At 60.8% G+C, this 12,319-nt stretch carries 11 protein-coding genes; 10 read left to right on the forward strand and 1 reads right to left on the reverse strand.

Annotated features, from left to right (window positions below):
• The 7 genes from GNZ13_RS51485 to GNZ13_RS05210 form a co-directional block, all read left to right on the forward strand.
• Positions 1–318 (forward strand): hypothetical protein (locus tag GNZ13_RS51485; RefSeq protein WP_216674720.1); only part of this gene is annotated, 318 nt, incomplete at its 5' end.
• 224 nt (positions 319–542) lie between these two features.
• The gene (locus GNZ13_RS05185; protein WP_172161118.1) at positions 543–923 is read left to right on the forward strand and encodes a TraR/DksA family transcriptional regulator; all 381 of its coding nucleotides are present in this window, start codon (positions 543–545) and stop codon (positions 921–923) included.
• Between the two features lie 358 nt (positions 924–1,281).
• The gene (locus GNZ13_RS05190; RefSeq protein ID WP_172161120.1) at positions 1,282–4,080 is read left to right on the forward strand and encodes an ATP-dependent Clp protease ATP-binding subunit; all 2,799 of its coding nucleotides are present in this window, start codon (positions 1,282–1,284) and stop codon (positions 4,078–4,080) included.
• A gap of 240 nt (positions 4,081–4,320) precedes the next feature.
• Positions 4,321–6,603 (forward strand): FdhF/YdeP family oxidoreductase, encoded by a 2,283-nt coding sequence (locus GNZ13_RS05195; protein WP_172161122.1) that lies wholly within the window; start codon positions 4,321–4,323, stop codon positions 6,601–6,603.
• A 107-nt stretch (positions 6,604–6,710) separates the two neighbouring features.
• Entirely contained in the window at positions 6,711–8,099 is a 1,389-nt protein-coding gene (locus GNZ13_RS05200; protein WP_172161124.1) for a cytochrome ubiquinol oxidase subunit I, read from the forward strand.
• 4 nt (positions 8,100–8,103) lie between these two features.
• Positions 8,104–9,111 carry a cytochrome d ubiquinol oxidase subunit II gene (gene cydB / locus GNZ13_RS05205; RefSeq protein ID WP_172161126.1) on the forward strand — a complete coding sequence of 336 codons (1,008 nt, stop codon included), beginning with the start codon at positions 8,104–8,106 and terminating at the stop codon, positions 9,109–9,111.
• A gap of 37 nt (positions 9,112–9,148) precedes the next feature.
• Positions 9,149–10,060, forward strand: coding sequence for a bestrophin family protein (locus GNZ13_RS05210; RefSeq protein WP_172161128.1), 912 nt, complete (start codon positions 9,149–9,151; stop codon positions 10,058–10,060).
• Here GNZ13_RS05210 and GNZ13_RS05215 read toward each other — a convergent pair.
• On the reverse strand, positions 10,057–10,311 hold the full coding sequence (locus GNZ13_RS05215) for a hypothetical protein (RefSeq protein ID WP_172161130.1): 255 nt from the start codon (positions 10,309–10,311) through the stop codon (positions 10,057–10,059). The genes GNZ13_RS05210 and GNZ13_RS05215 overlap by 4 nt on opposite strands.
• Here GNZ13_RS05215 and moaA point away from each other — a divergent pair.
• From moaA to GNZ13_RS05230, 3 genes are read left to right on the forward strand one after another with little or no spacing between them, the layout of a single operon-like run.
• Positions 10,301–11,404, forward strand: a complete 1,104-nt coding sequence (moaA, locus tag GNZ13_RS05220) for a GTP 3',8-cyclase MoaA (RefSeq protein WP_172161132.1) — start codon at positions 10,301–10,303, stop codon at positions 11,402–11,404. The genes GNZ13_RS05215 and moaA overlap by 11 nt on opposite strands.
• Before the next feature lie 45 nt (positions 11,405–11,449).
• Positions 11,450–12,001, forward strand: coding sequence for a molybdenum cofactor biosynthesis protein MoaE (locus GNZ13_RS05225; protein WP_172161134.1), 552 nt, complete (start codon positions 11,450–11,452; stop codon positions 11,999–12,001).
• Between the two features lie 42 nt (positions 12,002–12,043).
• Complete coding sequence (locus GNZ13_RS05230; protein WP_172161136.1) at positions 12,044–12,301, forward strand: MoaD/ThiS family protein; 258 nt, start codon at positions 12,044–12,046, stop codon at positions 12,299–12,301.
• Positions 12,302–12,319 lie beyond the last annotated feature (18 nt).

Raw genomic sequence — 12,319 nt, forward strand, 5'->3', positions numbered from 1 at the left:
GCGCGGGTACGCCAGCTTCAAAACCATGCGGACTGTGCTGTTCCTCATCGCCGGAAAGCTCGACTTCTCAGCCTTCAACCCACATGCCTCGTAAGCCGCATTACCCACTCCACTTTTGAAATAGCCGAATTTGATTTCTATATCAACCTGAAGAAGCCGACACTCGGGCTCTATGTGCGCAAGGGGGCGGGCCTCCCCGACCTCGTTGACACAAGTCAGTGGCAATTCGACGGACATGTTTGGCAAAGCGAACTCACGCCAGACATCCTGAAGGGGCTCGAGGCCAATGGCCACGCATTTCAGGAGTTAGGTGCGTGAATTTGATGTTCGTACTATCCTAGCCTTAGGCTGGATGAAAGCGCACTGTCGCATGACAGTCATTCGGCGGACGCAAGCTACCGCTGCGTGTTGTGCGAAGGCGCATGATGACCCGCGCCGCCTGATCGTGGAAACCCGAACAAACAGGTCGCGAACCGGGCCCTTTGCATCTGCGCTTCACTGCCTTGCCGAATCACGCGTCGGCTATGGCGAGGGAGAGAACCATGTCGAAGCAGCAGGGCGCATTGAGTGACGAGTTCATCGCGCAGCAGCGCGCGCGCCTCGAGGCGTTACGCCGGGAACTGTTGGGCGGCGAGGAGAACACAATCGCAGGCGAGCGGGCGGCCCAGGAGCAGCATGGCGACGAGGCCGAAGAGATCGAGGACGAGGCGCAGGGAATGGCACAGAACGAGGTCAACCAGGCGCTGCATGACGCGAACGATCGGCGTATCAGCGATATCGAGCGCGCGCTGCAGAAGATCGACGAGGGTACCTACGGCCTCTCCGATGCTAGTGGTGACCCGATACCGAAAGCGCGGCTCGAATCCGTGCCGGAGGCTATCTTCACCGTCGAAGAGCAGAGTCGCCGCGAGGCCCGGAAATGAGAGCCCCAACGCCTCTTTGACGTCGGTATCGGGTTAATGTGGTCTTGAAGTTTTCTGGCGGCAGATTTTCTGCCTAAATCCCCTCGGGCAGATGCCGCCAATGCCTATCATCGGAAAAACCAATATTCCCTTATTCACGCGCCACTCATAGAATCCAAGGGCGGATTCGGGGTCTCGTTATGCTAATCATGCTGCTGCGCGTCGATGCATACACCGCGCTCAATGAGTCATCGCTATCACGGTTCTCCGGTTATTGAACAAAGCAAACGGACCGTGGACGGCGACTCCGAATGACATGTTGGCGAAGCTTATAACCTTTGAAATAGACGGAAGCATTAACTGAAAAGGTGACTCTACGATGCCAGCCCTCTGCGAAATCTGTAACGCCCGTCCCGCGGTTGCCCGTGTGACCGTTGTGCAAAACGGCGAGCGTAAATCCATGTCGATCTGCGACTACGACTACCGTCAATTGATGCGGCACCAAAGCATGCTCAACCCGTTCGATTCACTGCTGGGAGGCGGCGGCTTGTCGCGCTTCTTCGGCGGCATGGGGGATGGGGCCGAGGATCATGAAGACGCTGGGTTCGCCGCCGAGGTGCCGCGTGAATCGGTCGACGCAACCGATGCTTTCAGTGAGCAGACGCTCGAATTGCTGCAGCGCGCCGCGGAGAAGGCACATGAGCTTGGCCGCAGCGAACTCGACACCGAACACCTGCTGTACGTGCTTGCGGACACCGACGTGTGCGCGGCGCTCCTGAAGGAGCTCAAGCTCTCGCCGCAGGACATCAAGGGATATATCGATCAGCATGCGCAAAAGGGAACCGTCGATCCCGACGCGCCGATCGAGAAGATGACCGTCTCGCCTCGTTTGAAAAAGGCGTTCCAATATGCGTTCCAGGCGTCGCGCGATCTTGGGCACTCTTATGTTGGCCCGGAGCATCTGCTGATCGGGCTTGCGGCCGTGCCGGACAGCATTGCGGGCACGCTGCTGAAGAAATATGGCGTGACGCCGGAAGCGTTGCGTCAGAAGGTCGTGAAAGTCGTGGGTAAAGGCGCGGAGGACGGCCGTGTCGACACGCCAACCGGCACGCCCAACCTTGATAAGTTCGGACGCGACCTCACGGCCATGGCGCGTGAGGGCAAGCTCGACCCCGTGCTGGGTCGTGCGCAGGAAATCGAGAGCACGATCGAGGTGCTCGCGCGGCGCAAGAAGAACAATCCCGTACTGATCGGCGAGCCGGGTGTCGGCAAGACCGCGATCGTCGAAGGGCTGGCCCAGCGCATCATCAACGGCGACGTGCCTGAAGTTCTGCGCGGCAAGCGGCTCGTCGAGGTGAACATCAACTCGATGGTGGCCGGTGCGAAGTATCGCGGCGAATTCGAAGAGCGTGCAAAGCAGCTGATCGATGAAGTCACGGCCAAGAAGGACGAACTGATCCTGTTCATCGATGAACTGCACACGATCGTGGGGGCGGGACAAGGCGGGGGCGAAGGCGGCCTCGATATCGCGAATGTGCTGAAGCCCGCGCTTGCCCGTGGCGAGCTCAGTCTGATCGGCGCGACGACCCTCAACGAATATCAGAAGTACATCGAAAAGGATGCCGCGCTCGAGCGGCGCTTCCAGCCGGTGTTGGTGCCGGAACCGACGGTCGAGCAGACCATCGTCATCCTGCGTGGCCTTCGCGACAAGCTCGAGGCGCACCACCAGGTGACCTTTGCCGACGATGCGTTTGTTGCTGCCGCCGAACTCTCGGATCGCTACATTACGTCGCGCTTTTTGCCAGACAAAGCCATCGACCTGATTGACCAGGCGGCGGCACGCGTGCGTATCGGCGCGACCTCGCGTCCCGCGGCCATCCAGGAGCTCGAAGCCGAGATGGTCCAGCTCAAGCGCGAGCAGGATTATGCGTCCTCGCGCAAGCGCTTCGATGAGGCGAAAGCTTTCGAGGCACGGATCGGTGAAAAGCAGGAGAAACTCGACGAGCAGATGGAAGCATGGCAGCGCAAGACCGGATCGGAAACGCTCGAAGTGACGGTCGCCTCAATTGCCGAAGTGGTGTCGCGTCTCACCGGCATTCCGGTCACGGAGCTCACGCAGGAAGAGCGCCAGAAGCTTCTGGATATGGAGAATAAGCTGCGCGAGCGCGTGATCGGCCAGGACGACGCGGTGATTGCCGTGAGCGACGCCGTGCGCCTGTCACGGGCGGGACTCGGCCAGGCGAACCGGCCTATTGCGACGTTCCTGTTCCTCGGGCCCACCGGTGTCGGCAAGACCGAACTCGCGAAGGCGCTGGCAGAAACGGTGTTCGGCGACGAGCAGGCGGTCATCCGCATCGACATGTCCGAATACATGGAGCGTCACGCGGTCGCTCGGCTGATCGGCGCGCCTCCGGGCTACGTCGGGTACGAGGAGGGCGGGCAACTGACCGAGCGCGTCCGGCGGCGCCCGTACAGCGTGATCCTGCTCGATGAGATCGAGAAGGCCCACCCCGACGTGTACAACGTGCTGCTGCAGGTGTTCGACGACGGGCGGCTGACCGACGGCAAGGGTCGCGTGGTGGACTTCAGCAACACGATCATCATTGCGACGAGCAACCTCGGTGCATCGATCATCATGGACAACCTCGAAAAACCCGAGGGGGATCGCCAGGCCGAGAAAGCGATTCGCGAGGAATTGATGGGGGTGCTCAAGGGCCACTTCCGCCCCGAATTCCTGAACCGGATCGACGAAATCATCGTCTTCCACGGGCTCTCGCGCGAAAACATCCGCGCGATCGTGCAGATCCAGCTCGAACGGGTGGTGCGCACCGCCGCCGCGCAGGACATTACTCTCAAGATAGACGAATCGGTTATTGATCACCTCGCCGAGGCCGGCTATCGGCCGGAGTTCGGCGCACGCGAGTTGAAACGCCAGATTCGCCAGGAACTGGAAACGCGGCTCGCGAAGCAGATTCTCGGCGGCGCCTTGAAGTCGGGCGACAGCGTCGAGGTCAGTTATGACAAGGACAGCGACGAAGTGAAGTTCAACAAGAGCGAGGCGGCGCCTCCTGCGCCCAAGGCGACGGGCGGGAAGGCGGGTAGCGCACGTGCGAAGAAAAAACCGTCCAAAGAGGTCGGCAGCCCCGAACCAACTGCAAGCGCCCACTCGAAGGAATGAGGCGCGTAACCGGCTGGGAGAGGCCGCGGCATCATTGCCGACGGTGCGCGGGTTCCCAGCCCGGTCAAGACAGGCGGCGTCACTGCACTCGTACTGTGCACGCCCGCCACGGGTCGATCTGTGCCCTTCGCGGCGCATCAACCCAACTAGACTGAACCCAATCCAAGCCTTACGCCGTGATGCGGCGTAACCCCAAGCAAGACTGCCTTCAGGTCTCCTGAGGCAGCCGATGGAGTCTCTATGACCACGCGACGCGAAGTTCCTGGAATCCGGCCATATGACGGCCCCGCTGGAGGCTGGGGGGCGCTTCGAGCGACCGCTCAAGCCGTCCGAACACAAATGGAAAGCATTGAGGCGCCGATTACGTTGATGCGGACCAATCAGCCCGACGGCTTTGATTGTCCGGGTTGCGCCTGGCCGGACAAGGAGCACAAGTCTACATTCCAGTTCTGCGAAAACGGCGCAAAAGCGGTCACGTGGGAAGCGACGACCAAGCGGGTGACGCCGGAGTTTTTCGCTGGCAACACCGTAACGTCGCTTCTGCAAAAGACCGACTATGAGCTGGAGGGCATGGGCCGGCTCACGCATCCACTCGTCTACGACCGCGCAACCGATACGTTTCGCGCCGTCGAATGGGAGGATGCGTTTGCGCGCATCGGCGAGATTCTGCGTGCGTTATCACCGGATCAGGTCGAGTTTTATACGTCGGGCCGCGCCTCGAACGAAGCCGCGTACCTGTACCAGCTGTTCGCCCGCGAATATGGTACGAACAATTTCCCCGATTGCTCGAACATGTGCCACGAGCCGACCAGCGTTGGCCTGCCGCAATCGATCGGGATCGGCAAAGGCACGGTCTCGCTGGAGGATTTCGATAAGACCGAACTCATTCTCTCGATCGGCCACAATCCCGGCACGAATCACCCGCGGATGATGGGGACACTCCACGAATGCTCGCGGCGCAACGTCCCGATCATCGTGTTCAATCCGCTGCGCGAGCGCGCGCTTGAGCGCTTCGCCGATCCGCAGAGCGTCATTGAAATGGCGACCTTCGGATCGACCCGGATCGCGTCGACCTATTTCCAGGTCGACGCCTGCGGAGACGCTGCCGCCCTCAAGGGCATCATGAAAGCGCTGCTGCAGATGGACGCAGAACAGGGCAACACCGTGCTGGACCACGAGTTTATCGCGACGCATACCCAGGGTTTCGACGCGTTTGCCGCCGATCTGGAAGCGACGTCATGGGACGATATCGAAAGGGCAAGCGGACTCACCCGTGAAGATCTCGAGGAGGTTGCGATTGCCTATGCAAAATCGAACGCGACGATTGTCACTTACGGAATGGGCGTTACCCAGCATAACAGGGGCACCGCCAATGTCCGTCTGATTGCGGATCTGTTACTGCTGCGCGGCAACATCGGCAAACCCGGCGCAGGCATCTGTCCTTTGCGCGGACATTCCAACGTGCAGGGGAACCGCACCGTTGGCATCACGGAAAAACCGTCCGCTACCTTCCTCAAGCAGATCGGAGATGTATTCGGGTTCGAGCCGCCCGTGGCGCACGGGCACGATGCGGTCCAGGCGATGCAGGCGATGATCGCCGGCACAGCCAAGGCCCTGATTTGCCTCGGCGGAAACTTTGCGGTTGCATTGCCCGATTCCGAGCAGTCCTTTCCCGCAATGGGCAAGCTCGATCTGAGCGTCCACCTCGGCACCAAGCTCAATCGTTCGCACCTGCTAGTGGCAAAAGAAACCTACGTGCTGCCGGTTGTGGGCCGCACGGAACTCGATATCCAGGCGACCGGCCGGCAGTCCATTACGGTCGAGGATTCCATGTCGATGGTCCACGCTTCTTCGGGCAAGCTGACGCCCGCGTCCGAACATTTGCTATCGGAGCCTGCGATCGTCGCCGGTATCGCAAGGGCGACGTTGCCGAACAGCAAGGTGGCATGGTCGGACCTGGTTGCCGACTACGACAAGATCCGGGATCTGATCGAGCAAACCGTGCCGGGATTCGAGGCATTCAATGAGCGAATCAGAGTTCCGGGCGGATTCCGCATGCCACTTCCTCCGACCGAACGCGTGTGGCCCACGCCGTCAGGAAAAGCGATGTTCTCGGTGTACGGTGGAGTGAAGGAAGACGCCGACGTCCGCGACGCTGAAAACGTGTTCCGTCTTATCACGCTGCGCAGCCACGACCAGTACAACACCACCATCTATGCCTTGGACGATCGTTACCGAGGCGTGTTCGGCCGGCGCGACGTGCTGTTCATGAACGAAGACGATCTTGCCGAGCAAGGACTTGAACATGGTGATCTGGTTGACATCCAGACGATTACGTCGTCGGGCAGAGAGCTTCGCCTGAAGAACATCACGGCGATCGCCTACAACATCGCGAAGGGCTCAGTCGGGGCGTACTACCCGGAAGCGAACGTTCTGGTGCCGCTCGACTACATCGACAAGGAGAGTGGCACGCCTTCGTACAAGTCTGTTCCTGTTCATATTGTGCGCTCGGCAGAAGCCTGACTTGGCGCGAGCTTGACGGCTCGATCAACCGGACGTGCGCGTTCGGTTGATCGACCTGCAGGATACCGGGCGCAAATGACGTTATCACCTGGAGCCATTGATCAATCATGGAAATCTTCGATGCATTCCACCTTGCCAGGTTGCAGTTTGCGTTCACGGTTTCATTTCATATTATTTTTCCCGCAATCAGCATCGGCATGGCCAGTTTCCTCGCCGTGCTGGAATGGCGCTGGTTGCTGACCGGCGACGTTGCCTACAAAGACATGTTCCTGTTCTGGTCGAAGATCTTCGCGGTCGGCTTCGGAATGGGGGTGGTCTCGGGTGTGGTGATGGCCTACGAGTTCGGTACCAACTGGAGCGGATTTTCCAGCGTCGCCGGCAACGTTACGGGGCCGCTCCTTACCTATGAAGTGCTGACGGCGTTCTTTCTCGAGGCCGGCTTTCTCGGCGTCATGCTGTTCGGCTGGCAACGGGTCAGTCCACGCGCGCACTTCTTCGCCACGCTCATGGTGGCGGTGGGCACGCTCATTTCCACGTTCTGGATTCTCGCGTCGAATAGCTTCATGCAGACGCCGCAGGGGTTCGCGATCGAGAATGGCCGGATCGTGCCGGTCGACTGGATGAAGGTGATTTTCAACCCGTCGTTCCCGTTTCGCCTTGCGCATATGACCATCGCGGCGTTCATCGTGGCGGCCTTCATCGTCGCCGCTTGCGGCGCGTGGCATCTGTTGCAAGGCCGGCGCGACAAACCGGTCAAGCGTAGTTTTTCGATGGCGCTGTGGATGCTGCTTATCCTGACGCCGATACAGATTTTCGTTGGCGATGCGCACGGCCTCAACACACGCGAATATCAGCCGGCCAAGATCGCTGCGATCGAAGGGCTATGGCAAACCGAGAAAGGCGGCACGGCGCTCAATCTGATCGGCTTGCCTGACATGAATGCAGAGGTGACGCGCTACGCGATCCAGATACCGCATTTGGGCAGTCTCATCCTGACCCATAGCTGGAGCGGAGAAATCCGCGGTCTGAAGGAGTTTCCTCCGCAAGACCGTCCGTATTCGCCGATCGTGTTCTGGACATTCCGGGTCATGGCGGGTCTCGGCATGTTGATGCTATTGACAGCGCTGCTCGGCCTGCTGCTCAGAGTGCGCGGCCGCCTCTACGAGACGCGGTGGTTTCAGGGTTTCGTGCTGTGCATGGGGCCTTCTGGAATTGTGGCGCTGTTGGCGGGGTGGATAACGACCGAGGTTGGCCGCCAACCCTGGACGGTCTACGGTGTCTTGCGTACCGCGGACTCCGTTTCGCCGATCGGTTCCCAGCAAGCAGGCGTTTCCTTGCTGATCTTTGTGCTGGTGTATTTCCTGGTGTTCGGCATGGGTTTCTACTACATGATGAAGATGATGAAACAGGGACCGGAGGAGCATATCGACCGCCGCGAGTCCCGCAAGCATCCGGTCTTGCGCAATCGCCCGCTCGACGCACTGGAAGGAGAGTGACACCATGCAAATCGATCTTCCTGTTGTGTGGGCCGCGATCATCGGACTCGGCGTTTTCATCTACGTGATGCTCGACGGATTCGATCTCGGCATCGGCCTGCTGTTTCCGTTTTTCGAGGAGAAAGGCGATCGCGAAGTGATGCTCAATACCATCGCCCCGGTCTGGGACGGTAACGAGACGTTCCTCGTGCTCGGTGGCGCCGGGCTTTACGGGGCGTTCCCGGTGGCGTATTCGACGCTGCTGCCGGCGAACTATATGCCGCTGATCCTGATGGTCGTGGGCCTGATCTTCCGCGGGGCGGCGTTCGAACTGCGTGCAAAAGCCGTCAGGACCCAGCATGCGTGGGACCTCGCTTTCATTGGCGGCTCCGCGCTCGCGGGGCTCTGCCAGGGCATCGTGCTGGGGTCGCTGCTGCAAGGCATCAAGATCGTCGATGGCCGTTTCGCCGGCGCGCCGTTCGACTGGCTCTCGCCGTTCAGCCTGTTCTGCGGAATCGGCGTGCTCACCACGTATGCGACGCTCGGCTGCGGTTGGCTCATCCTGAAGACGGACGGCGAATTGCAGCGCAAGATGCGCGAGGTGATGCGGCCACTCGTGAGCGTCCTGCTCGGGGCGATGATCGTCGTGAGTCTCTGGACCGTGATCGGATTGCCGGCGGTTGCACATCGCTGGTTCGGAAGCGGCAATCTCGGCTGGTTCCTACCGGTGCCGATCCTTGTCATTGCCTGCGTGTGGGGCGTCTTCCGTTCGCTTCGCCTGAAGCACGAAGCGACCCCGTTCCTTCTCACGCTCGCGCTGTGCTTTCTCGGCTATAGCGGCTTGCTCATCAGCATCTGGCCGAACATCATTCCGCCGTCCCTGACGATCTGGCAAGCCTCGTCGAGCCACTCGAGCCAGCTATTTGCACTGGTTGGCACGGTGATCGTGCTGCCGATTATTCTCGTCTACAACGTCATGCAGTATCGCGTGTTCCGGGGCAAGGTGCGGGAAGGGGACGCCGGCTACCACTGAGGGTGACGGCGCAGTCAGACCATTACAAGAGCACATCATGATCGTAAGGCCAGGGCAAAACTGGTTCCGGCTGCTGTTTGTCTGGAACGGTTCCGTGTTGCAGTCGATTATTCCCCAACTGGTTTTCATGGGGGCCGTCAGTTGTCTCGCTGTCCTGACGCAAGGGCGCATTTTCGGCGAGAAGATCCCGCTCAATACGGCACCGTTCACATTATTCGGCTTGGCGCTTGCGATCTTCCTTGCGTTCCGCAATAACGCAAGCTACGAGCGCTTCAATGAGGCGCGCCATCTCTGGGGCGTTATCCTGATCTCAGCGCGTGCGTTGACCTCACAGATGCTGTGTTACGTCCCGCGGGGCGATCACAACGTTCGGACGGCCCATACACTGATTGCGGCTGTGTACGCGTTGAAGCACGAACTGCGTAGGACCGACCCGATGCCCGATCTCGTTCGCTTAATCGGACGCACGCGAACCGAGGCGTTGCAGCACACCTGCTACAAACCGACGGCGCTGCTCAATGACCTTCGTCGCGACTTCGCCGATCTGCAAGTTCGGGCATTGATGTCGGATACCAAGCTCTGGATGGTCGACGCGCAGCTCAACGAATTGGGAAGGGCCGTGGGAGGATGCGAACGGATCGCCTCCACGCCCATTCCGTTTTCCTACAGTGTGTTGCTTCACCGCACGGTCTATGCTTATTGCGTTTTGCTGCCGTTCGGTCTGGTCGATTCGACGGAGTTCTTCACGCCGCTTCTCTGCGTTTTCATTTCTTATACGCTCATTGCGCTCGAAGCGATCGCCAGCGAAGTCGCCGAGCCTTTTACGCTCGTGCCGAATGCGTTGGCGCTTGACGCCATGACCCGCAACATCGAACGATCGATTCTCGAACTGTGTGGCTGTGAACTTCCCGAGGCGGTCGTACCAGTGCGGGAGTACCAACTGACTTAGGGGCGTTCTTCGACGCATCCGGTCGGCCTGCCCGTCGGGATGCGCGTCTGCCTCGCCGCGACACCCGATACGGCGCACAAACTGTACTCCTGCAATTCGACGCAGACTGTGCGTCTCCTGCGCAGGGCCGACGCACTATCCTGCCAGAAGCGTGTGCACAGGCCGGTGGCGTTGCCGGTCAGAAAGATCGACTGCCGACGTTCTGTATCCCGCTGCACGCTGCCCACCTTCGGATAGATCGTGAACATCATCGACCAGCCCATACCCGCCGATACGGCGTCCCGCCATGGCGTATCCGCCGGCGGTGTCACGACCACGCTCGACAAGCTCAATCGTCCGCTGCGGGATTTACGTCTGTCCGTCATCGATCAATGCAATTTCCGCTGTACGTACTGCATGCCGCGTGACACCTTCGGCGCAGACTACCGGTTCCTGCCGTCTTCGGAGCGCCTGTCGTTCGAGCAGATCCTTAAGGTCGCAAAAGCGTTCGCTCTGCTCGGGGTGGAGAAGATACGCATCACCGGCGGTGAGCCGCTCCTGCGGCGCGGGCTCGAATCGCTGATCGAACAGCTCGCGAAACTGACCACTGAAAGCGGCAAACCGATGGAGCTCGCGCTGACGACAAACGGCTCCCTGCTCGCCGCGAAGGCGCGCTCGCTGCGCGACGCCGGCCTCGGCCGCGTGACAGTGAGCCTCGACGCCGTGGAAGACACGGTATTCCGCCGGATGAGTGACGTCGACATGCCCGTGTCGCGGATCCTGGACGGGATCGAGGCGGCGCGCGCGGTGGGACTCGCGCCGATCAAGGTCAACACGGTGATCGAGCGAGGCGTCAACGACAGCCAGATCCTGCCGCTCGTGCGGCTGTTCAAGGGCACCGGCGTGGCCGTGCGCTTCATTGAATTCATGGACGTTGGCGGCGCGGGCGGGTGGTCGAGCACCAAGGTGATCACGGCGCGCGAGACGCGCGACATCGTCGAATCGGTGTTCCCCCTGATCCCCGTCATCGGGCATGAACAGACGGGCACCGCCGTCAACTATCGCCATGCCGACGGCGCAGGGGAAGTCGGATTCATCGCGAGCGTATCGCAACCGTTCTGCGGCTCATGCTCGCGCGCCCGCGTATCGGCCGACGGCCAACTCTATTCCTGCCTTTTCGCCACACATGGCACGGACCTCAGGCCTTGGCTTGCTGATACCGCCTCAGTCGAGCAACTTGCCGGGGCCGTTCGCAACCGGTGGATCCAGCGCGACGACCGCTACTCCGAGCTTCGCTCGACGCCGCGCAGGCCGGGATCGGGAAAAGCCTATCCCACAGTCCGCATGTCGCTGGTCGGCGGTTGACGCCTGGCTAGTCCTTGCGAAGCAGACACCGACCGGAGAGCTGCCATGACAACACCGTCGCCCAGTGATCGCGGACAGCCTGACGCACCGCATGTCGACGAACGTGCGAGCGATCAAGCGCTTGCCCAGGCCGCCATCGCGGCGGGCTTCGAAGTGCGTGTCCAGCAGCAGCCGATCGATATCCAGTCGGAGATCATGCCGGTCACGCGCAATCCCAACGTGGGCGCCATCGTGAACTTCCTCGGCGTAGTGCGTCATTGCGGCGATTTCGACGACGTGGTCGCGCTCGAACTCGAGCACTACCCGGGGATGACCGAGGAGTCGTTCAGCAGCATCGTCGAAGAGGCGATCGCACGATGGCGTCTGGATGCGGTGAAGATCGTGCATCGGGTCGGCCGTGTCGCGCTCGGCGATGCGGTGGTACTCGTCGTGGTCGCCGCGCCGCATCGTGCCGCGGCATTCGACGCGTGCGAATTCCTGATGGACTTCCTGAAGGCCCATGCGCCGCTCTGGAAGAAGGAGATCCGCCGCGACGGTGCGGTCAGATGGGTCGAGGCCAGGGCGCGCGATGAACAGTCGATGCTGCGCTGGGGTTGATACGCCATTCGCCCGCATCGTGCCGGCAAGAGGAACAGACGAATGAAACTCACCATCCGATATTTCGCTAGCGTTCGTGAACAACTTGGCATCTCGCAGGAGATCGTGCACATTGACGCGACCGAACTCCCCGTTGACTGCCTGCGGGTCAGGCTCGCATCGAGAGATGAGCGGAGGGCCGAGGCACTACGCGCGGGCCGGCCGCTCCGTACAGCCGTCAACCATGAGATGGTCGCCGACACGTTTGTCGTGCGCGAGGACAGCGAAATCGCGTTCTTTCCGCCTGTCACGGGGGGGTGAGGCTTCCCTGACGATCCA

The sequence above is a fragment of the Paraburkholderia elongata genome (assembly GCF_013177735.1).
GTDB classification, from domain to species: Bacteria; Pseudomonadota; Gammaproteobacteria; order Burkholderiales; family Burkholderiaceae; genus Paraburkholderia; species Paraburkholderia elongata.

What these genes read in the sequence shown, in the direction of transcription:
- GNZ13_RS05185 (WP_172161118.1), top strand. Translation starts at nt 543, where the DNA reads ATGTCGAAGCAGCAGGGCGCATTGAGTGACGAGTTCATCGCGCAGCAG.
- GNZ13_RS05190 (WP_172161120.1), top strand. Translation starts at nt 1,282, where the DNA reads ATGCCAGCCCTCTGCGAAATCTGTAACGCCCGTCCCGCGGTTGCCCGT.
- GNZ13_RS05195 (WP_172161122.1), top strand. Translation starts at nt 4,321, where the DNA reads ATGACCACGCGACGCGAAGTTCCTGGAATCCGGCCATATGACGGCCCC.
- GNZ13_RS05200 (WP_172161124.1), top strand. Translation starts at nt 6,711, where the DNA reads ATGGAAATCTTCGATGCATTCCACCTTGCCAGGTTGCAGTTTGCGTTC.
- cydB (WP_172161126.1), top strand. Translation starts at nt 8,104, where the DNA reads ATGCAAATCGATCTTCCTGTTGTGTGGGCCGCGATCATCGGACTCGGC.
- GNZ13_RS05210 (WP_172161128.1), top strand. Translation starts at nt 9,149, where the DNA reads ATGATCGTAAGGCCAGGGCAAAACTGGTTCCGGCTGCTGTTTGTCTGG.
- GNZ13_RS05215 (WP_172161130.1), bottom strand. Translation starts at nt 10,311, where the DNA reads ATGATGTTCACGATCTATCCGAAGGTGGGCAGCGTGCAGCGGGATACA.
- GNZ13_RS05225 (WP_172161134.1), top strand. Translation starts at nt 11,450, where the DNA reads ATGACAACACCGTCGCCCAGTGATCGCGGACAGCCTGACGCACCGCAT.
- GNZ13_RS05230 (WP_172161136.1), top strand. Translation starts at nt 12,044, where the DNA reads ATGAAACTCACCATCCGATATTTCGCTAGCGTTCGTGAACAACTTGGC.